19 protein-coding genes and 1 tRNA gene are annotated in these 20,593 nt (G+C 70.9%); 16 read left to right on the top strand and 4 right to left on the bottom strand.

Translation table 11 applies throughout. From position 1 onward, the window contains the following. Window positions 1-41: 41 nt before the first annotated feature. The 3 genes from ORG17_RS10035 to ORG17_RS10025 all read right to left on the bottom strand — a co-directional run bounded on the left by ORG17_RS10035 (window position 42) and on the right by ORG17_RS10025 (window position 2,322). Complete coding sequence (locus ORG17_RS10035) at window positions 42-1,103, bottom strand: Gfo/Idh/MocA family protein (RefSeq protein WP_250892491.1); 1,062 nt, start codon at window positions 1,101-1,103, stop codon at window positions 42-44. 164 nt (window positions 1,104-1,267) lie between these two features. Further along, window positions 1,268-1,339, bottom strand: a tRNA-Arg gene (locus ORG17_RS10030). Window positions 1,340-1,746: 407 nt separating this feature from the next. Further along, entirely contained in the window at window positions 1,747-2,322 is a 576-nt protein-coding gene (locus tag ORG17_RS10025; protein ID WP_027465794.1) for a hypothetical protein, read from the bottom strand. A gap of 59 nt (window positions 2,323-2,381) precedes the next feature. Here ORG17_RS10025 and argS point away from each other — a divergent pair, with 59 nt between their 5' ends. From argS to prmC, 9 genes are all read left to right on the top strand, one after another. Further along, a complete protein-coding gene (gene argS / locus ORG17_RS10020) occupies window positions 2,382-4,052 on the top strand; it encodes an arginine--tRNA ligase (RefSeq protein WP_214526161.1) in 1,671 nt (556 codons plus the stop codon). Window positions 4,053-4,182: 130 nt separating this feature from the next. Beyond that, window positions 4,183-4,938 carry an LmeA family phospholipid-binding protein gene (locus ORG17_RS10015; RefSeq protein ID WP_214526162.1) on the top strand — a complete coding sequence of 252 codons (756 nt, stop codon included), beginning with the start codon at window positions 4,183-4,185 and terminating at the stop codon, window positions 4,936-4,938. Between the two features lie 58 nt (window positions 4,939-4,996). Beyond that, window positions 4,997-6,418: a diaminopimelate decarboxylase gene (lysA, locus tag ORG17_RS10010; protein WP_214526163.1), complete on the top strand. Its 1,422-nt coding sequence runs from the start codon at window positions 4,997-4,999 to the stop codon at window positions 6,416-6,418. A gap of 65 nt (window positions 6,419-6,483) precedes the next feature. Continuing rightward, a complete protein-coding gene (locus ORG17_RS10005) occupies window positions 6,484-7,791 on the top strand; it encodes a homoserine dehydrogenase (RefSeq protein WP_027465790.1) in 1,308 nt (435 codons plus the stop codon). An 87-nt stretch (window positions 7,792-7,878) separates the two neighbouring features. Beyond that, window positions 7,879-8,958, top strand: coding sequence for a threonine synthase (gene thrC, locus ORG17_RS10000; RefSeq protein ID WP_027465789.1), 1,080 nt, complete (start codon window positions 7,879-7,881; stop codon window positions 8,956-8,958). 32 nt (window positions 8,959-8,990) lie between these two features. Next, complete coding sequence (gene thrB, locus ORG17_RS09995) at window positions 8,991-9,974, top strand: homoserine kinase (protein WP_051596800.1); 984 nt, start codon at window positions 8,991-8,993, stop codon at window positions 9,972-9,974. Window positions 9,975-10,154: 180 nt separating this feature from the next. Then, window positions 10,155-12,476 (top strand): transcription termination factor Rho, encoded by a 2,322-nt coding sequence (rho, locus tag ORG17_RS09990; RefSeq protein WP_214526164.1) that lies wholly within the window; start codon window positions 10,155-10,157, stop codon window positions 12,474-12,476. Between the two features lie 3 nt (window positions 12,477-12,479). After that, on the top strand, window positions 12,480-13,562 hold the full coding sequence (gene prfA / locus ORG17_RS09985) for a peptide chain release factor 1 (protein WP_017885756.1): 1,083 nt from the start codon (window positions 12,480-12,482) through the stop codon (window positions 13,560-13,562). Window positions 13,563-13,587: 25 nt separating this feature from the next. Further along, window positions 13,588-14,463, top strand: coding sequence for a peptide chain release factor N(5)-glutamine methyltransferase (prmC, locus tag ORG17_RS09980; protein WP_372443662.1), 876 nt, complete (start codon window positions 13,588-13,590; stop codon window positions 14,461-14,463). A 321-nt stretch (window positions 14,464-14,784) separates the two neighbouring features. On the opposite strand, the gene ORG17_RS18345 is transcribed toward prmC, so the two are convergent. Then, complete coding sequence (locus tag ORG17_RS18345; protein WP_214526165.1) at window positions 14,785-15,438, bottom strand: HAD-IA family hydrolase; 654 nt, start codon at window positions 15,436-15,438, stop codon at window positions 14,785-14,787. A 37-nt stretch (window positions 15,439-15,475) separates the two neighbouring features. On the opposite strand from ORG17_RS18345, the gene ORG17_RS09970 reads away from it, so the two are divergent. From ORG17_RS09970 to ORG17_RS09940, 7 genes are all read left to right on the top strand, one after another. After that, a complete protein-coding gene (locus ORG17_RS09970; protein ID WP_027465784.1) occupies window positions 15,476-16,150 on the top strand; it encodes an L-threonylcarbamoyladenylate synthase in 675 nt (224 codons plus the stop codon). Then, window positions 16,147-17,373, top strand: a complete 1,227-nt coding sequence (locus tag ORG17_RS09965) for an MraY family glycosyltransferase (protein ID WP_027465783.1) — start codon at window positions 16,147-16,149, stop codon at window positions 17,371-17,373. Before ORG17_RS09970 ends, ORG17_RS09965 begins: the two co-directional genes overlap by 4 nt. Next, window positions 17,370-17,861: a hypothetical protein gene (locus ORG17_RS09960; RefSeq protein ID WP_035808335.1), complete on the top strand. Its 492-nt coding sequence runs from the start codon at window positions 17,370-17,372 to the stop codon at window positions 17,859-17,861. Before ORG17_RS09965 ends, ORG17_RS09960 begins: the two co-directional genes overlap by 4 nt. 107 nt (window positions 17,862-17,968) lie before the next feature. Continuing rightward, window positions 17,969-18,829, top strand: coding sequence for a F0F1 ATP synthase subunit A (gene atpB / locus ORG17_RS09955; protein WP_027465782.1), 861 nt, complete (start codon window positions 17,969-17,971; stop codon window positions 18,827-18,829). Between the two features lie 61 nt (window positions 18,830-18,890). Next, complete coding sequence (atpE, locus tag ORG17_RS09950; protein WP_027465781.1) at window positions 18,891-19,127, top strand: ATP synthase F0 subunit C; 237 nt, start codon at window positions 18,891-18,893, stop codon at window positions 19,125-19,127. 9 nt (window positions 19,128-19,136) lie between these two features. Further along, complete coding sequence (locus tag ORG17_RS09945; RefSeq protein WP_027465780.1) at window positions 19,137-19,691, top strand: F0F1 ATP synthase subunit B; 555 nt, start codon at window positions 19,137-19,139, stop codon at window positions 19,689-19,691. A gap of 2 nt (window positions 19,692-19,693) precedes the next feature. Beyond that, window positions 19,694-20,488, top strand: coding sequence for a F0F1 ATP synthase subunit delta (locus ORG17_RS09940; protein ID WP_027465779.1), 795 nt, complete (start codon window positions 19,694-19,696; stop codon window positions 20,486-20,488). Window positions 20,489-20,593 lie beyond the last annotated feature (105 nt).

Below are 20,593 nucleotides of genomic sequence, written 5' to 3'. Positions count from 1 at the left end.
GGCCTCTTCCCGGTCGCGTGCGGGACGACCGGCCCGTGATCCTAGAGGGTCGAGGTGTCCTGCTCGGGAACGGACGGTGCCGCACCGGTCGGCTCGAGTGCCGCACGTGCCGCGTCGAGCGCCGCCGCGACCCCGATCGAGTCGTCCAGCGAGTGCACCGGCGACTCCGTCCGGCCATCAGCCACGTACTGCGCGAGCGCCGCCGCCTGCCACACGAGTCCATGACGGCCCCGCAGCCCCGTCGGCTCCTCCCAGTGGTCCTCTGCACCCGGGTGGTGCACCGCGAACGACGCGGGGAACACGAAGTGGTCGGTGTACCGGACCGTGGCCCGGCTCCCGGCGATCACCGCCAGCCCCGGCGTCCACGCCGTCATCGACGTGGTCACCACCGACTGCGCGCCACCCTCCGCCGTCGACACCGTGACGGACTGGAGGTCCACCCCGCGATCCGAGACCGCCCCCGTCGTGCTGCTGGTCACCGGGGCGCCGGTGGCGAAGCGTGCGAACCAGTGCCCGTACACACCGGCGTCGAGGAGGGCACCCCCTCCGGCGGCGGGGTCGAACATCCGGTCGGCCGGGTCCGGGTCGTGCGGCCACCCGACGTCGACCGTCGCGAGGCGGACGTCACCGAGGACCCCGTCCGCGAGCAGACGCGCGACGACGGTGGTGCCCGGCAGGTACCGGGTCCACATCGCCTCCATCGCGAGGACACCCGCGGCCCGTGCGGCGTCGGCGAGGGTGCGGGTGTCCGCCGCCGAGGTCGTCATCGGCTTCTCGACGAGCACGTGCTTGCCGGCGGCGATCGCGAGCAGTGCGTGCCCGAGGTGCTGCGGGTGCGGCGAGGCGACGTAGACCACGTCGACGGCGGGGTCCGCCACGAGGGCCTCGTACGAGCCGTGCACCCCGGGTACGCCGTGGCGGGCGGCGAAGGCCGCGGCACGCTCGGGGGAGCGGGAGCCCACGGCGACGACGCGCTGGTCGGAGTTCGCGTGCAGCGTCGTCGTGAAGTCGTTCGCGATCTCCCCGGGGCCGATCACACCCCACCGGAGCACGGGTCCGCCCCGCAGCGCGTGGACTCCGGGCGCCGGGAACGTCATCGTCATGCCCGAACGCTACCGGGCAGGCGCGTAGCACGCCGTCGAGGCACCCAGCCGCGAGACCGGCGAAGAACCCGGAGGAGTCTCAACGGGGAGAGGTCGCCGCAGGCGACATCGCGCGCAGCTGACTGAGCGAAGCGAAGACAACTGCTTGCGCGGAAATGTGACTGTGCCCCCAGGAGGATTCGAACCTCCGCCCCTGCCTCCGGAGGGCAGTGCTCTATCCCCTGAGCTATGGGGGCCAAGGGGTGTCAACAACCGTAGCAGGTCCGGCGGGTGGTCCTGGACAGCGCGTGTCGCGCCGTGGACGTCACGACGGGCGGCCTGGAGGCGCGGTGCGGGCCCGCCACGGGCCTCCCGTCCGCACCGTGCGAGCGTCGCGTTCCCGTGCGAGGTTCCGCATTCCGTGCAGCGTTGCGAGCCGCGCACCACGTGCGCAACCTCGCACCGGACGGCGGCCTCGCACCGTGCGTGGCCGCCGCCGGCTTGGAGGCGCGGTGCGGGCCCGCCACGGGCCTCCCGTCCGCACCGTGCGAGCGTCGCGTTCCCGTGCGAGGTTCCGCATTCCGTGCAGCGTTGCGAGCCGCGCACCACGTGCGCAACCTCGCACCGGACGGCGGCCTCGCACCGTGCGCGGCCGCAGCGCGGGTCAGCCCGCGGGCGTGGCCGTGGCCGACGCGGACGGCTGCAGCGCAGCCCGCACCGCGTCGACGACGGGCTGCGCCCCGCCCGGCTCGGTGAACAGCGTCGACTGCGCGGTGATCCAGTACGGGTCGGCGAAGGCATCGGCGCGGCCGACGTCGCCGCTCAGGGCGAAGTACCCCTCCACGCGGTAGGTGGGGACGGACCCGCCCCGCTCGTACAGGGCGTCCTTCAGGTTGGTGAGCGACTTCTCAGGCAGGTCGGCGACCGCGAGCGTGATCGCCGTGGCGTCCGCGTCGGTGCTGACGAACCGGCACACGCGACCCTGCTGCTTCGCGATGGTCGCAGCGGGGGAGCCCTTCGCGGGGGTGAAGGAGTCGTCGAGCTCGAAGGTCTGCCCGTACACCGACAGCGCGCTGGTCGGCAGGAGCTCCGCGCAGGTCTCGGACACCGGCTTGCCCGCCGGGGTCGCGGTGGCCGACGGGGTGCTGTCCCCGCCGCCCGAGCACCCGGCGAGCACGACGGCTGCTGCGGTGGTGAGGGTGGCGACGGTGAGCGCCCGGGCACGGCTGCGGGGGGTCATCCCGACATGATGCTGCATCGACCGGTGCGGACCTGGGCGTCCCGGTAGGATCGGTCCTCGTGACTCCTGCCGAACTCTCCGCCGCGTACCTGTCGATCCTGACCGGGATCGTCGAGCGCCGAGGCGCGTCCGAGACCGTGACGATCGAGGAGTCCCACGTGGTGCTCGAGCGTCCGAAGAACCGCGCCCACGGCGACTGGGCCTCGAACGCCGCCATGCAGCTCGCGAAGCGGCTCGGCACGAACCCGCGCGAGCTCGCGACCGAGATCGCCGGCGAGCTGACCGAGCTCGACGGTGTGGACTCGGTCGACGTCGCCGGCCCCGGCTTCATCAACATCACGCTCGAGGCCGCCGCCGCGGGTGAGATCGCGCGCACCATCGTGGACGGCGGCGAGTCCTTCGGCACCGGCGACCTGTACGACGGCGTCCGGATCAACCTGGAGTTCGTCTCCGCCAACCCCACCGGCCCGATCCACATGGGCGGCGTGCGGTGGGCCGCAGTCGGCGACAGCCTGGCCCGCGTGTTCCAGGCGCAGGGCGGGCTCGTCACCCGCGAGTACTACTTCAACGACCACGGCGCGCAGATCGACCGGTTCGCCCGCTCCCTCGTCGCCAGCGCACTCGGTGAGCCCACGCCCGAGGACGGCTACGGCGGCGCCTACATCGCCGAGATCGCCGCACGGGTCATCGCGACCCTCGAGCCGGGCATCGACGTCCGCGACCTGCCGCGCGACGAGGCGCAGGAGCTCTTCCGTCGCGAGGGCGTCGACTTCATGTTCGCGGACATCAAGTCGTCGCTGCACGACTTCGGCGTCGACTTCGACGTCTACTTCCACGAGAACGCCCTGCACGAGTCGAAGGCCGTCGAGCGTGCCATCGCCCGACTGCGGTCGGCCGGCGTGATGTACGAGGCCGAGGGTGCCGAGTGGCTCCGCACGACCGACTTTGGCGACGACCGCGACCGCGTCGTCATCAAGTCGGACGGTGAGCCCGCGTACATCGCCGGCGACCTGGCCTACTACCTCGACAAGCGCGAGCGCGGGTTCGAGCGGAACCTGATCATGCTCGGCGCCGACCACCACGGCTACGTCGGCCGGATGATGGCGATGTGCGCCGCGTTCGGGGACGAGCCGGGCAAGAACCTCGAGATCCTGATCGGGCAGATGGTCAACCTGCTCAAGGACGGCGAACCGATGCGCATGTCGAAGCGCAACGGCACCATCGTCACGATGGAGGACCTCGTCGACGCCGTGGGTGTCGACGCCGGCCGGTACGCCCTGGTCCGGTTCGCCAGCGACACCGCGATCGACATCGACCTCGACCTGCTCACGAAGCGCACGAACGACAACCCCGTCTTCTACGTGCAGTACGCCCACGCACGCACGCAGTCGGTGGCCCGGAACGCCGCGGCGGCCGGGGTCGACCGGTCCGTGTTCGACGCGTCGCTGCTGACCCACGAGTCCGAGAGCGCGCTCCTCGGAGCCCTCGCCGAGTACCCGCGGGTGGTCCGGCACGCCGCCGAGCTGCGCGAGCCGCACCGCATCGCGCGGTACATCGAGCAGCTGGCCGGCCTGTACCACCGCTGGTACGACTCCTGCCGTGTCTCGCCCCTCGGCGACGAGCCCGTGACCGACCTGCACCGCACGCGCCTGTGGCTGAACGACGCCACCGGGCAGGTCGTCCGCAACGGCCTCGGCCTGCTCGGCGTGTCGGCGCCGTCCCGCATGTAGCGGTACTCCTTCCGCAAAACACCGGTGTTCGCGCACCGAACACCCGCATTCCGCGGTGCCGAGCGCGAACACCGGTGTTTTGCAGCCCGGCCGCAGCTCGGCCGCAGACCGGACTGGCAGGGTAGGACGCATGCCCGCAGCCACCGAACGCCCCACCACGCGCCGCCGCTGGCCCGTCGTCCTGCTCGTGGTCGTCGTCGTGCTCGCCGCCCTCGTCGTGATCGCCGAGTTCGTGCTGCGCGGCGTCGTCGACCGGATCATCGCCCAGCAGGTCGAGCAGTCGCTGCCGGAAGGCACGACCGGCGAGGTCGACGCCCACGCCGAGGGCATCGTCATCCCGCAGCTCATCAGCGGCACCCTCGACCGCGTCGAGATCTCCTCGGCGAAGCTCACGGTCGACGGCATCCCGCTCGCCGCCGACGTCACCGCTCAGGACGTCCCGGTGGACGGCAAGGGCGACGTCCGCGACGTCGACGGCACCGTCACCCTGGCGTCGTCGAGCGTCAAGGACCTGGCGAAGTACAGCCCGCTGTTCGACCGGCTGAACCTGGTCGACGGCGGAGTCGAACTCACCGGGTCGTCGTCGGTGCTCGGCTACGACATCACCTACGCGGCGAAGGGCGCCGTCGACGCGCAGGACGACGGCCGCGGCATCACCATCACCCCGGAGAGCGTCCGGATCACGAACTCCGACCTCGGCCTCAAGGTCGACTCGATCCCGGGTGTCACCGGTGTCCCGGTGCAGGTCTGCACCGCGCAGTTCCTGCCCGAGGCGCTGCGGGTGCGCTCGCTCGACGTGTCGAAGTCGGACGCGACGGTCCGGATCACCGCGGACGCGCTGCCGCTCAACGAGGACGGCCTGCGGACCGTCGGCAGCTGCGGCTGAGCAGACGGGTGCGTAACGCGGCCTGGAGGAACGGCTCGCGTCGGTAGGATCGGGTCCCGTGAGCGAGAACCCCCTTGCACCGCCGCGGCTGCGGTTCCCGACGGACGCCTCCGAACTGGTGGACCGCATCTGGCCCGCGTCCGCGACGCGGACCGACGACGGCACCCTGGCGATCGGCGGCATCAGCGCGACGGACCTGGTCGCGCAGTTCGGCACGCCCCTGTACGTCGTCGACGAGCGTGATGTCCAGTCCCGCGCCGTCCGCGTGCGGAACGCGTTCGCCGAGGCGTTCGAGCGCATCGGCAGCCACGCGCACGTCTACTACGCCGGCAAGGCCTTCCTGACGACGCAGGTCGTCGCGTGGATGGCCGAGGCCGACCTGCGCGTGGACGTCTGCACCGCAGGTGAGCTCGCGGTCGCCCTGGCCGGCGGCATCGACCCCGGCCGGCTCGGCTTCCACGGCAACGACAAGTCCGACGCCGAGATCACCCGCGCGGTCGAGGTCGGCATCGGCACGATCGTGCTCGACAGCCACGAAGAGGTGCAGCGAGTCGCCCGTGCCGCCGCCGACGCCGGGGTCGTGCAGCGCGTCCGCATCCGGATCAACACCGGCGTGCACGCGTCCACGCACGAGTACCTGGCGACCGCTCGCGAGGACCAGAAGTTCGGCATCCCGCTGTCCGAGGCCGTCGAGGCCGCGGCAGCCGTCCGCGCCGAGCCCTCGCTCGCCTTCGTCGGGCTGCACTCGCACATCGGTTCGCAGATCTTCGACGACGCTGGCTTCCGCGAGGCCGCACGCCGACTGATGGACGTGCACGCGACGCTCGTGGCCTCCGGTCCGGTGCCCGAGCTGAACCTCGGCGGCGGCTGGGGCATCGACTACACGGAGGCCGACTCGGCCTTCGCCCCCGAGGACGTCGCCGACGCACTGGCCACGATCATCGGCGAGGCCTGCGCCGAGCGCGGCATCCCGGTGCCGGACATCGCCGTCGAGCCGGGCCGCTACATCGTCGGCCCGCCCGGGGTGACGCTCTACCGCGTCGGCACGATCAAGCCGGTCACGCTCGAGACCGACGACGGCGGCAGCGCGACCCGCACGTACGTCTCGGTCGACGGCGGGATGAGCGACAACATCCGTCCCGCCCTGTACGGCGCCGACTACACGGCCCGGCTCGCCCGCACCTCCGACGCCCCGCCGGTGCTGAGCCGCGTCGTCGGCAAGCACTGCGAGAGCGGCGACGTCGTGGTGGACGACGAGTACCTGCCCGGCGACGTGCAGCGCGGCGACCTGCTGGCCGTGGCGGCCACCGGTGCCTACTGCTGGGCGCTGTCGAGCAACTACAACCACGTGGGCCGCCCGCCGGTCGTCGCCGTCGCGGACGGCGCAGCCCGTATCCTCGTGCGGGGCGAGACGATCGACGACCTCCTCGCCCGTGACACCGGGGTCGCCGCCGTGCCCGCCGATGGCACCGGCCGCTGACCCCCGACCCGACCGGGTCCGCCCACCCCGCAGGGCGCACCCCCACCGACAGGAACCGCTACCAGATGATCGAATACCGCAACGTCCGTGTCGCGCTGCTCGGGGCCGGCTCGGTCGGTTCCCAGGTCGCGCGACTGCTCCTCGAGCACGGCGACGAGCTGGCCTCGCGCGCCGGTGCCGGGCTGGAGCTGGTCGGGATCGCCGTGCGCGACGTGGACGCGCAGCGTGACGTCGACCTGCCGGCGGAGCTCTTCACCACGGACGCTGCATCGCTCATCCTCGGCGCGGACATCGTCGTCGAGCTCATCGGCGGGATCGAGCCGGCGCGCACCCTCGTGCTCCAGGCCCTGCAGTCCGGCGCGGACGTCGTCACCGGCAACAAGGCGCTGCTCGCGACCCACGGCCCGGAGCTCTTCGCCGCGGCCGAGCAGGTCGGCGCGCAGCTCTACTACGAGGCCGCCGTGGCCGGGGCGATCCCGATCATCCGTCCGCTGCACGACTCGCTCGCCGGTGACCGCATCGTCCGGATCATGGGCATCGTCAACGGCACCACGAACTTCATCCTCGACCTGATGGACCGCAAGGGCTCCACGTTCGAGGACGCACTGGCCACCGCGACGGAGCTCGGGTACGCCGAGGCAGACCCGACCGCCGACGTCGAGGGCTACGACGCCGCGCAGAAGGCCGCGATCCTGGCCTCGCTGGCGTTCCACACCTCGGTGCCGCTCGCCGCCGTGCACCGCGAGGGCATCACCCACGTCACGATCGACCAGGTCCGCGCCGCCCGCAAGGCCGGCTACGTCGTGAAGATCCTGGCGACCGCCGAGCGTCTGACCGACGAGGACGGCCGCGAGGGCGTCAGCGCCCGCGTCTACCCGGCCCTCGTGCCCGAGTCGCACCCGCTCGCGAGCGTGCACGGTGCGAAGAACGCCGTGTTCGTCGAGGCCGAGGCCGCCGGCGACCTGATGTTCTACGGCGCGGGTGCCGGTGGCGTCGAGACGGCCTCGGCGGTCCTCGGCGACCTGGTCTCCGCCGCCCGTCGGCACGTCATCGGCGGTCCGGGGGTCGCCGAGTCGACGCAGTCCGAGCTGCCGGTGTTCCCGATCGGCACCGTCCGCACGAGCTACCAGATCACCCTGCACGTCACGGACGCCCCCGGCGTGCTGTCGACGGTCGCCGGCGTACTCGCGAAGCACGGCGTCAGCGTCGAGACGGTCGAGCAGACCACCACCGGCGCAGCCGAGGGGACCGCGACGCTCGTCATCGGCACCCACCTGGCGCGTGAGGCCGACCTGGCGGACACCGTCGTCGCCCTCCGCGGCGAGGACGTCGTCCTGGACGTCACCAGCGTCCTGCGCGTCGTCGGTCGCTGACGCGACCACGGGCCTCCCGGCCGACCAGCAGGCTCACCGAGCCGAACCACCACCAGATCCACCCCACCGGACAGAGAGAGAAGCCTGATGGCCCACCAGTGGCAGGGAGTCCTGCGCGAGTACGCCGACCGACTCGACGTGACCGAGGCGACGCCCATCGTCACGCTCGGAGAGGGCGGCACGCCGCTCATCCCGGCTCGTCGGCTCTCCGAGCGCACCGGCGCCGAGGTCTACGTGAAGTTCGAGGGCATGAACCCGACGGGTTCGTTCAAGGACCGCGGCATGACGATGGCGATCTCGAAGGCCGTCGAGCACGGCGCGAAGGCCGTCATCTGCGCCTCGACCGGCAACACCAGCGCCTCGGCCGCCGCGTACGCCACGCACGCCGGCATCACCGCTGCGGTGCTCGTGCCCGAGGGCAAGATCGCCATGGGCAAGCTCAGCCAGGCCGTCGCCCACGACGCCCAGCTGCTGCAGGTGCAGGGCAACTTCGACGACTGCCTCGACATCGCCCGCGACCTGGCGGCGAACTACCCGGTGCACCTCGTCAACTCCGTCAACAACGACCGCATCGAGGGGCAGAAGACCGCCGCGTTCGAGGTCGTCGACGTCCTCGGTGACGCACCGGACTTCCACTTCCTGCCCGTCGGCAACGCGGGCAACTACACCGCGTACTCGCGCGGCTACCGCGAGGACGTCGCCGCCGGCCGCAGCACCAAGCTGCCCCGCATGTTCGGGTTCCAGGCCGCCGGTTCCGCCCCGATCGTGCACGGCGAGGTCGTCCGGCACCCCGACACCATCGCGTCGGCGATCCGGATCGGCAACCCGGCCTCGTGGCAGTTCGCGCTCGAGGCGCAGCAGGAGACCGACGGCTACTTCGGTGCCATCACCGACGAGGCCATCCTCGCGGCGCACCGCATCCTGTCGGCCGAGGTCGGCGTGTTCGTCGAGCCCGCATCGGCCATCGGTGTCGCCGGGCTGCTCGAGCGTGCCGACGCCGGTGTCGTGCCGAAGGGCGCGAAGGTCGTCATCACGGTCACGGGCCACGGCCTGAAGGACCCGCAGTGGGCCCTCCGCACGCCGGACGGCGGCGAGGTCACCCCGACGAGCGTGCCGGTCGACACGAAGTCGATCGCCGACGTGCTCGGTCTGGTCAGCGAGCAGTGATCTCCGACCGCTCGTCCGGACCGGGTGAGGGCATGACCGCCCGCAGTGCTGTACCGGCCGGACGGGCGGTCCGTGCGCTGCCGACCGGATCGGCGGTCCGCGTCCGGGTGCCGGCCACGTCGGCGAACCTCGGCCCCGGCTTCGACTCGCTCGGCCTCGCGCTCTCGCTCTACGACGAGGTCGTGGTGCGTGTCCGCCGCGAACCCGGCGCGACCGTCACCGTCGAGGGCGTCGGTGCCGGCGAGGTCGCCACGGACGACACGAACCTCGTCGTCCGTGCGGTCCGCCGGGGCCTGGAGCACGCCGGTGTCGACCAGCCCGGTCTCGAGCTGCACGCCACGAACGCGATCCCGCACGGCCGGGGTCTCGGTTCCTCCGCCGCCGCGATCGTCGCCGGGCTGATGGCTGCCCGTGGGCTGCTCGAGGGCATCGTCGACCTGGACGCCTCGACGCTCCTGACCCTGGCCACCGAGATGGAGGGCCACCCGGACAACGTCGCGCCGGCGCTCTTCGGCGGCCTGACGATCGCGTGGATGACCGCCGAGGGCCCGGCCTACAAGCGGCTCCTGGTGCACCGCGGTGTCGCCCCGGTGGTGTTCGTGCCGACCTCGACGCTCTCGACCAAGCTCGCGCGCTCCCTGCAGCCCGAGCAGGTCCCGCACGCCGACGCCGCGTTCAACGTCTCCCGCTCGGCGCTGCTCGTCGCCGCGCTCATCCAGAGCCCCGAGCTGCTGCTCGCCGCGACCGAGGACCGGCTGCACCAGGCGTACCGTGCCAGCGCCATGCCCGAGACCGACGCCCTGATCCGGTTGCTCCGACAGCACGGCCTCGCCGCGGTGGTCTCCGGGGCCGGGCCGAGCCTGCTCGTCCTCGGCAGCGACCCGGCACAGCGCCTGACCGCCGCCGAACTGGTGCAGCGACACGCCGAATCCGACTGGCGGCCGCTCATGCTGGCCGTCGATCTCGGTGGTGCTACAGTGGCAGCGCACTCGGCGCTCGAAGCCGAACCCGCGTAACCGTACGGATCGCTCGTCCTCAGGACAGCTCCTGCGACGTCGCAGGGTCCGGTGCGCGAGTGTGCATCTCTTTCTGATCACCGAATCCCGATCCGTCGTCTGAACGGCGGTCGATGCTCACCCTGCATCCGGGACGGTGGAAACTCTCCGCGTTCTGCGGTTCGAAAGGAAACACCGACCTTGACCGACAACAACTCCGCCCAGGTGGAGATCCCCAGCGACCTGCGTGCCCTCCGTCTTCCGGAGCTCCAGCGCATCGCCTCCTCGCTCGGCATCACCGGGCTCTCCAAGCTCCGCAAGGGCGACCTGATCGCCTCCATCGAGGACAAGCGTCCCGTCGACGAGACGCCGGCCGCCCCGGCCGCCGCCGGCGTCGCCGAGACCCCCGCCGAGCCGGCCGCCACCGAGCAGCCGACCCTGCCGGAGCCCGCCGAGACCCCCGCGCAGCCCGCTGCCGAGGCACCCGTCGCCGACTCCGAGGCACCCTCCGAGTCGGCAGCCCCGAGCCGTGCCCGTCGTTCGCGCCGCGCGTCGTCCAGTGGCACCGTGAACGCGGCGCCGACCTCGGCCGCCGAGCACACCAACCACGGCCAGACCGGCACCGAGGACCTCCTCGCCGGGCTCGACCAGGTCCGCGCCGAGAAGGACGCCCAGGAAGCCGCGCAGTCCGGCTCGCAGCGTCGTGGCCGTGGCCAGCGGAACGCCGAGCAGCGTGGCACCGACCAGCGTGGCACCGAGCAGGGCCAGCAGGCGTCGACGCCCGCCGAGGCCGAGCAGCCGAGCCAGGCGGCCCAGCAGGGCCAGCAGGCCCCGACGTCCGCCGTCCAGGCCGACCAGGACCAGAACGAGTCCGGCGACCAGAACGACCAGGGCGACCAGAACTCCGAGCAGGGCGAGGGCGGCTCGCGTCGCGGTCGTCGCAGCCGTGGTCGCGGTCGTGGCCGTGGGCAGAACGCCGAGAACGGCGAGCAGCAGAACGGCGCCGACCAGCAGAACGGCGGCCAGAACGCCGGCCAGCAGAAGCAGAACGGCGCCGACCAGCAGAACCAGCCGAAGCAGAACGGCGGCGAGCAGCAGAACGGCCAGCAGAACGGCCAGCAGAACGGCGGCCAGAAGCAGAACGACCAGCCGAAGCAGGCCGAGGCCAAGCAGGACGACAAGGCCGACCAGAAGCAGCAGCAGAACGCCGGTCAGCAGAAGCAGCAGACCAGCGGCCAGCAGAAGCAGCAGCAGCAACAGCACGCTGACGAGGCCGAGAGCGGCCGCAGCCGTCGCCAGCGCGACCGCAAGCGCGGCCGTGGCGGCCAGAACGACGACTTCGAGCCCGAGGTCACCGAGGACGACGTCCTGATCCCGATCGCGGGCATCCTCGACGTCCTCGACAACTACGCGTTCGTCCGCACCACCGGGTACCTGCCGGGCCCGAGCGACGTGTACGTCTCCCTCGGCCAGGTGAAGAAGTACCACCTGCGCAAGGGCGACGCCGTCGTCGGTTCGATCAAGCAGCCGCGTGACGGCGAGCAGCAGAGCCGCCAGAAGTACAACGCGCTCGTCGCCGTCGAGTCGATCAACGGCCAGTCCGCCGACGAGGCCGCGGCCCGCGTCGACTTCAACGACCTCACCCCGCTGTACCCGAACGAGCGCCTGCGCCTCGAGACGGAGCCGGGCAAGCTGTCGACCCGCATCATCGACCTCGTGTCGCCGATCGGCAAGGGCCAGCGCGGTCTCATCGTGTCCCCGCCGAAGGCCGGCAAGACCGTCGTGCTGCAGGCCATCGCGAACGCCGTCGCCAAGAACAACCCCGAGGCGCACCTGATGGTCGTCCTCGTCGACGAGCGGCCCGAAGAGGTCACCGACATGCAGCGCACGGTGAAGGGCGAGGTCATCGCCTCGACCTTCGACCGTCCCGCCGAGGACCACACCACCGTCGCCGAGCTCGCCATCGAGCGTGCGAAGCGCCTGGTGGAGCTGGGCCACGACGTCGTGCTGCTGCTCGACTCGATCACCCGTCTGGGCCGTGCGTACAACCTGTCGACCCCGCCGTCGGGCCGCGTGCTCTCCGGTGGCGTCGACTCGGCGGCGCTGTACCCGCCGAAGCGCTTCTTCGGTGCCGCGCGCAACATCGAGGACGGTGGCTCGCTGACCATCCTCGCGACCGCGCTCGTCGAGACCGGCTCCAAGATGGACGAGGTCATCTTCGAGGAGTTCAAGGGCACCGGCAACATGGAGCTCCGTCTGAACCGTCACCTCGCCGACAAGCGGATCTTCCCCGCCGTCGACGTGAACGCCTCGGGTACCCGTCGCGAGGAGCAGCTGCTCTCCGCCGACGAGGTCAAGATCACCTGGCGTCTGCGCCGGGCCCTCGCCGGGCTCGACCCGCAGCAGGCCCTCGAGATCGTGCTGCGGAACCTCAAGGAGACGCAGTCGAACGTCGAGTTCCTGGTGCAGGTGCAGAAGTCGGTCCCCACGACCGGCGCCCACCACAACGGTCACCAGGAGTAACGCGTGTTCGAGTCGGTAGCGGGGCTGCTGGCGGAACACGAGGACCTGACGCAGCAGCTGTCGGACCCCGCGCTCCACGCCGATGCGGCCCGGGCGAAGAAGGTGAACCGGCGGTACGCCGAGCTCAACCAGATCAAGTCCGCGTACGAGGCCTGGCAGGCGGCGGGGGACGACCTCGCCGCCGCCCAGGAACTCGCGCGTGAAGACGCGGCGTTCGCGGACGAGGTCCCCGGGCTCGAGGAGCAGCTGTCGGAGCGCCAGGAGCGTCTCCGCCGGCTGCTCATCCCGCGCGACCCCGACGACGGCCGTGACGTCATCATGGAGATCAAGGGCGGCGAGGGCGGCGAGGAATCGGCGCTGTTCGCGGCCGATCTGCTGCGCATGTACTCGCACTACGCCGAGACTAAGGGCTGGAAGGTCGAGCTCCTCGAGCGCACCGAGTCCGACCTGGGTGGCTACAAGGACGTCCAGGTCGCGATCAAGTCGAACACGACCGATCCGTCCCAGGGCGTCTGGGCGCACCTGAAGTACGAGGGCGGTGTGCACCGCGTTCAGCGGGTGCCGCAGACCGAGTCGCAGGGGCGCATCCACACCTCGACCACCGGTGTGCTGGTGTTCCCCGAGGTGGACGAGCCCGAAGAGGTCCAGATCAACCAGAACGACCTCAAGATCGACGTCTACCGGTCCTCCGGCCCGGGTGGACAGTCCGTCAACACGACGGACTCCGCGGTCCGCATCACCCACCTGCCCACGGGCATCACGGTGGCGATGCAGAACGAGAAGTCGCAGCTGCAGAACCGCGAGGCCGGCATGCGCGTGCTCCGTGCACGCATCCTCGCGCGCCAGCAGGAGGAGCTCGACGCGATCGCCTCGGACGCGCGCAAGTCGCAGATCCGCGGGATGGACCGTTCGGAGCGCATCCGCACGTACAACTTCCCGGAGAACCGGATCGCGGACCACCGCACCGGCTACAAGGCGTACGACCTCGACCGCGTGATGAACGGTGCCCTCGAGCCCGTCATCCAGTCCGCCATCCAGGCGGACGAAGAGGCACGTTTGGCCGCCATCGGCGACCAGGACGCGTAACCGCACACCCAGCCTGGAGGCCCGGATCACCGCCGACACGCCCCTCACGTACGCCGCGGATCGCCTGCTCGAGCAGGCGACCGCGGCGCTCGTCGCCGTCGGCGTCCCGACGCCCCGGGTCGACGCCGAGCTACTGCTCGCGTGGGCGACCGACACCTCGCGCGGTGCCGTCCAGGCCCGTGCACTCATCGGTGGCGGCATCGCGCCGGAGCACGTCGACCGCTTCCGGCACGCCGTCGCGCGCCGAGCCACCCGTGAGCCGCTGCAGCACATCACCGGGCAGGCGTACTTCCGCGCGCTCACCCTGGCCGTCGGACCGGGCGTGTTCGTGCCCCGTCCGGAGACCGAGAGCGTCGTGCAGTTCGGCATCGACGCACTGCGGGCGACCGCGGTCCCCGAGCCGATCGCCGTGGACCTGGGCTCCGGCAGCGGTGCGATCGCGATCGCGATGGACACCGAGGTGCCGAACGCCGTGGTCTACGCCGTCGAGCGGTCGGCCGAGGCCCTGCCCTGGACCCGGCGGAACGTCGACGCCCACGGTGGGACCGTCCGGCTCGTCGAGGGCGACCTCGCCGACGCGCTGCCGGAACTCGACGGCACCGTGTCCGTCGTCGTGTCGAACCCGCCGTACGTGCCGGACGACGCGATCCCGATCGACCCCGAGGTCCGCGACCACGACCCGGCGATGGCTCTCTACGGCGGTCCCGACGGCCTCGACGCCGTCCGGGCTCTCGCCGAGACGGCCTGGCGGTTGCTGGTGCCCGGGGGAGTCCTGGTCGTCGAGCACGCCGAGCCGCAGGGCGCCGGCGTGCGGCAGGTGCTGGCGCGCCGGGGGTTCCGCACCCCGGAGACGCACGTCGACCTGACGGGGCGCGACCGCACGACCACCGCGACGCGCTAGCCGGGGGCGATCCGCGCCTCCCGTCACTCGGCCCCGCGTGCGTGTGCGGGGTGGATCCGGGCGTACTTGGTGGGATCGGGCGTACCGGGTCGTTCGGAATGACCAGGTATGCCCGTTCCCGCTTTCCAGCGCGACCGCGATGGGAAGGAGCGGGCGTGGCGGGCGCGGGCCGCGCCTCCCGTCGCTCGGCCGGGCGTGCGTGTGCCGGGTGGATCCGGGCGTACCTGGTGGGATCGGGCGTACCGGGTCGTTCGGAATGACCATGTATGCCCGTTCCTGCTTTCCAGCGCGACCGCGATGGGAAGGAACGGGCGTGGCGGGCTACGCGACGGGGGAGGCCTCGCGCTGCTGCGCCGCGACGAAGGCGCGGACGTGCTCGCGCAGGTCGGTGTCGTGCTCGACCAGGACCGCGTGGATGCCGATGCTCCGCGCTCCCGCGACGTTCTCGGGCATGTCGTCGGCGAAGAACGTGCGCCCCGCGGGGACGCCGTGGTGCGCGACCGCACGCTCGAAGACCTCTGGCTCGGGCTTCCGGGCACCGAAGTTGCTCGACGTGTCCAGGTGTTCGCCGAAGACCTCGGGCAGGGACGGCGCCCACTCGTGGATCCAGCGGCCGGCCAGCGGACCGTTGTTCGTGAGCAGTCCGACACGCCCGTGCTCGCTCGCGATCCGGACCGCCTCGATGCGTTCCGGCAGCTCGGTCATGGCGGATCCGCGGATCCGGGCCCAGTCGGCCTCGGGGACGTCGCACTCCATCGCGCGCTCGAACGCGGCCAGGTACTCGTCGCCGTCGGCGAACCCACCGGCCTCGGCACGCATCTCGTGACCGCAGTCCCACCAGCGGCGACGGAGCTCCTGGAACTCGTGTCCGGTGAACTCGGAGAGTGCGGCCATGCGCACCTGCCAGTCGTACCGGACCAGGACGTCGTCCATGTCGAAGAGGAACAGGAGCGGGGGTGCGGGCGTCTCGTTCACGATGTCCACCATTGTGTCGCACTATCATCGTCGAGTCATGGCATCCCGATACGACTGCACCGACTCCGACGGGCTCCTGACCGGGATGCGGCTCGCACGTGCCGCCCTCGGACGCGGAGAGCTCGTCGTGGTCCCCACCGACACCGTCTACGGCCTCGCCGCGGACGCCTTCAGCGCGACGGCCGTGCAGCGGCTGCTCGACGCGAAGGGCCGCACGCGGCAGTCGCCGCCGCCCGTGCTCATCCCTGGTCCGCCCACGCTCGACGCCCTCGCCAGCGAGGTCCCGCAGCCGGTGCGCGACCTGGTGGCCGAGTTCTGGCCGGGCGGGCTGACCGTCATCCTGCACGCACAGCCGTCGCTCGACTGGGACCTCGGCGAGACGCGCGGCACGGTCGCGCTGCGGATGCCGGACTCGCGGATCGCCCTCGAACTGCTGCAGGAGGTCGGGCCGCTCGCGGTCTCGTCCGCGAACTCCACCGGCGACCCGGCCGCGATGGACGTTGACGCCGCCGAGCGCATGCTCGGCGACAGCGTCGCGATCTACCTGGACGGCGGACCCGTCGAGGTGCACGACGGCTTCGAAGCCAGCACCGGCTCGACGATCGTCGACGCCACCGGGCTGTCGGACGGCGGGAAGCTCCGCATCGTCCGGCACGGGGTGATCCCCGACGAGGAGATCATCCGGGTCGTCGGAGCCGACCTCGTCACATGAAGTACTACCTGCTCGCCGGGGCCATCGCCGCGGTCGTGAGCTTCGTGATGAGCCTGATCGTCTGGAAGCTCGGGCTGAAGTACAAGTGGTACCCGCAGGTCCGCGAGCGGGACGTGCACCGCACCCCGACGCCGCGGCTCGGCGGCATCGCGATGTACATCGGCGTCATCGTCTCGCTGCTCGCGGCCTGGTTCCTGTTCCCGTCGATAGCGGGGACCGACTACTTCCGGCTCGTGTTCTCCGAACCGGGTCGCGTGCTCGCGGTGCTCGGGGGAGCGACCATCATCGTGGTCCTCGGTGTCGCGGACGACATCTGGGACCTCGACTGGATGACGAAGCTCGCCGGGCAGATCATCGCGGCGGGCATCCTCGCCTGGCAGGGCGTCGCGATCGTCTCGCTGCCCATCGGCAACACGCTGGGCGTCGGCTCGTCGTACATGAGCCTGATCTTCACCGTGCTGGCGGTGGTACTCGTGATGAACGCGGTGAACTTCATCGACGGGCTCGACGGCCTGGTGGCCGGCGTCGCGATCATCGCCGGTGGGGTCTTCTTCCTCTACACGTTCTTCATCAACCGCGTGGTCGTGCAGACCGAGTTCTTCTTCAACCTGCCGTCGCTGCTCACCGCGGTGCTCGTCGGGGCCTGTTTCGGCTTCCTCATCCTGAACTGGCACCCCGCCAAGCTCTTCATGGGCGACGCCGGCGCGCTGCTCGTCGGGTTCCTGATGGCCACGAGCGCAGTGTCGGTCACGGGCAACATCGACCCGGCGGCGGTGCAGACACGCCAGGCGCTGCTGCCGGCGTTCATCCCGATCCTGCTGCCGTTCGCGATCCTGATCGTGCCGATCCTGGACTTCGGGCTCGCGGTCACCCGACGGCTCAGCGCGGGCAAGTCGCCGTTCTCGGCCGACCGGAAGCACCTGCACCACCGCCTGCTCGACATGGGGCACTCGCACTTCCACGCGGTGCTGATCTTCTACGCGTGGACCGCGACCGTCGCCTTCGGGTGCCTGCTGTTCCTCTTCGTGGACTGGTACTGGGTCGTCGTCTTCGTGTCCGTCGGCTTCACCGTCTGCGCCGTCGCGACGTTCGCGCCGCTCGGCCGCAAACGCACCGAGATCGCCGCCCAGACCGCCAACCGTTCCGCCGCCGTGGTGGACGCCAGCCTCGACCCGCTCGACCGGGCCGCCAACGACCGCACGATCCCTGGAGACATCACGTGACCGCACCGAACGCGCTCGACCACGTCCGGCCGGTGTTCCGCCGCATCATCACCTGGGGCGCGGTCCTCGCCGTCGCCCTGGCGGTGGTCGGCGGGCTCATCGGGTTCCTCGTCGCGGACGGCCCGGGGCTGGTCGGGGGACTGCTCGGCGCCGTGCTGAGCGTCGTGTTCCTCGGGCTCACCGCCGTCAGTGTCCTCGTCGCGCTGCGCGTCTCCAAGGGGCAGATGATCTCCGGTGCCTTCTTCGGCATCGTGATGGGCACCTGGTTGCTCAAGTTCATCGTCTTCATCGTGCTGCTGGTCCTGCTCAAGGACCGCGACTGGGTCGACTTCCCGGTGCTGGCGATCGTGATCATCGCGGGGGTCGTCGGCTCCCTGGTGATCGACGTCGTCGCCGTCGCGAAGGCCCGCATCCCGATCGGCGTCCGGCTGCCGGGCGACGGCCTCGACGACTCCGCGGACGCTGGGAACCCGACCCCCCGCGTCTGAGAAGCCGGGAAGCCTCTCGCACCTGATAGGCTTCTCGAAGTCCGCTACCGGAGCCTTTCGCTCGGGGCGGACGAGCCTCCACAACGTCCACCATCGCGTGCCATGATGTGCGCGCGCCGACACAGGAGACAGCGCTGCTATCCCACGCTCTTCCCCTGTCCCTCTCCGCTGCGGTTGACACCGTCGCGGCGGGGAGCAGCAAGGCCGCCGAGTTCCATGGTCCGTCGATCAACGAGTTCTTCCCGGATGCGATCTTCTTCGCCGGGACGCCGTTCGAGATCGATCGGGTCGTCCTCATCCGCTTCTTCGCCGTCGCCGTTCTGCTGGTGTTCGCGTTCGTGGGTACCCGTGCACTGAAGCTCGTGCCGAACCGCGGTCAGGCGTTCATCGAGTACGCGTTCGACGTCGTCCGTCGCAACACCTTCGACAACCTCGGAGAGAAGGACGGCAAGCGCTTCCTGCCGCTCCTGGCGACGATCTTCTTCGGCGTACTGTTCATGAACCTGACCGGTCTGATCCCGGGCATGAACCTCGCCGGCACCAGCCGCATCGCGATGCCGATGATCCTGGCGATCGTCGCGTACCTCGCCTTCATCTACGCCGGTCTCCGCAAGCACCCGGGCACGTTCCTCAAGAACTCGCTCTTCCCGCCCGGGGTGCCGTGGCCGCTGTACATCATCGTGACGCCGATCGAGCTCGTCTCCACCTTCGTGCTCCGTCCCGTCACCCTGACGCTGCGACTCCTGATGAACATGGTCGTGGGGCACCTGCTCCTCGTGCTGTTCTTCTCGGCCACGCAGTTCTTCTTCTTCGACGCTTCGCTCGGCTTCAAGGCCTTCGGCGTCGGGACCATCGCGTTCGGCATCGCGTTCAGCTTCTTCGAGGTCCTCGTCGCGCTGCTGCAGGCCTACGTCTTCATGCTCCTCACCGCCGTCTACATCCAGCTGGCGCTGGCCGACGAGCACTGATTCCTCACTGACCCCCTACGGGACCGGCGACCGTCGGACCCGCACCTCGAAAGGAAAACACGTGGACGCAACGACCGTTCTCGCGGAGATCAACGGCAACATCGCGACGGTTGGCTACGGCCTCGCAGCGATCGGCCCGGCCATCGGTGTCGGCATCGTCGTCGGTAAGACGATCGAGTCCGTCGCTCGCCAGCCCGAGCTCCAGGGCCGCCTGACGACCCTCATGTACATCGGTATCGCCTTCACCGAGGCCCTGGCCTTCATCGGTATCGCCACGTACTTCATCTTCACCAACTAAGGTTCCTCGATGCAGAACGCACTCATCATCGCGGCGGAGGAAGCGCACAATCCGCTGATCCCGCCGGTGTACGACATCGTGTGGTCGGCGCTCGCCTTCGTCATCATCTTCGTGGTGATGTGGCGTGTCGTCACGCCGCGCATCACGAAGATGCTCGATGAGCGCACCGAGGCCATCGAGGGCGGCATCAAGAAGGCCGAGGCCGCTCAGGAGCAGGCCGCCGCTGCGCTCGACGAGTACAACAAGCAGCTCGCCGATGCACGCGCCGAGGCTTCGCGCATCCGTGAGCAGGCCCGCGCCGATGCCACGGCGATCGGCAACGAGGTCCGCGAGCAGGCGGCCGCCGATGCAGCACGCATCACGGCCAACGCCCAGGCGCAGATCGAGGCCGAGCGCCAGAGCGCCGTCCAGGCACTCCGGTCCGAAGTGGGCACCCTCGCGCTGGACCTCGCGTCCGGTGTGATCGGTGAATCCCTCAAGGACGACGCCAAGTCGACCGCAGTGGTCGACCGCTTCCTCGCCGACCTCGAGGCCTCGCAGGCCACGAAGACGGGGGAGCACTGAGCATGCGCAGCGCTACCAGAGAAGCACTCGCGTCCACCAGGGCGGTGCTGTCGGACCTCGGTCCGAGCGCCGGCCTGGCCGCGGGTGCCGAGATCCTCGCCTCCGGGCGTGCGATCGCCGGTGCGCCGCAGCTGCTCGGGCTGCTGTCCGACCCCACGGCCGACGCGGCCGGCAAGAAGGTCCTCATCGACCGTGTCTTCGCCGGGCAGTCGGACGCGACGCGTGCGGTCCTGACCGCGGTGGCCGGCTCGCGCTGGTCCTCGCAGCAGGACCTGCTCGCGGGCATCGAGGACGCGGGCATCCGCGCCGTCGCCGCCACCGCGGGTCCGGACTCGTCGATCGAGTCGGAGCTGTTCGCCTTCGAGACCGCCGTCCGCTCGGACGCCGGCCTCGAGCTGGCGCTCGGCACCAAGCTCGGCAGCCCCGAGCAGAAGGGCGCGCTCGTCGAGCGGCTCCTCGGTGCCAAGGCCTCGGAGCAGACGATCACGATCGTGTCGGCCCTGGTGCAGCAGCCCCGCGGCCGCCGCATCGGTGAGATCGTCCGCGACGCCTCGCGCATCGTGGCCGAGCAGGCCGGCAAGCTCGTCGCGACCGTCGTCACGGCGACGCCACTGACCCCCGCCCAGTCGGCCCGCGTCACGCGCGGTCTCTCCGAGCGGTACGGCAAGGACATCAGCATCAACCAGGTCGTCGATCCCACGGTCGTCGGCGGGGTCCGGGTGCAGATCGGCGGCGACGTCATCGACGGCACCGTGTCCACGCGACTCTCGGAGCTCCGGCTCCAGCTCGCCGGCTAGGCGTACGGTCGAAGCCGCTCCTCCCCAAGTCCACAACGGGAACTGCCGAGTCCGGCAGCGTCACCCTCTCGGAGCCGAAGGGCCCCGGAAAACCACAAGGAAAAT

Source organism: Curtobacterium flaccumfaciens pv. betae, assembly GCF_026241855.1.
GTDB lineage: Bacteria > Actinomycetota > Actinomycetes > Actinomycetales > Microbacteriaceae > Curtobacterium > Curtobacterium flaccumfaciens.
Note: the sequence above shows the minus strand (reverse complement) of the source record. Positions and strands in the feature narration are given on the sequence as shown.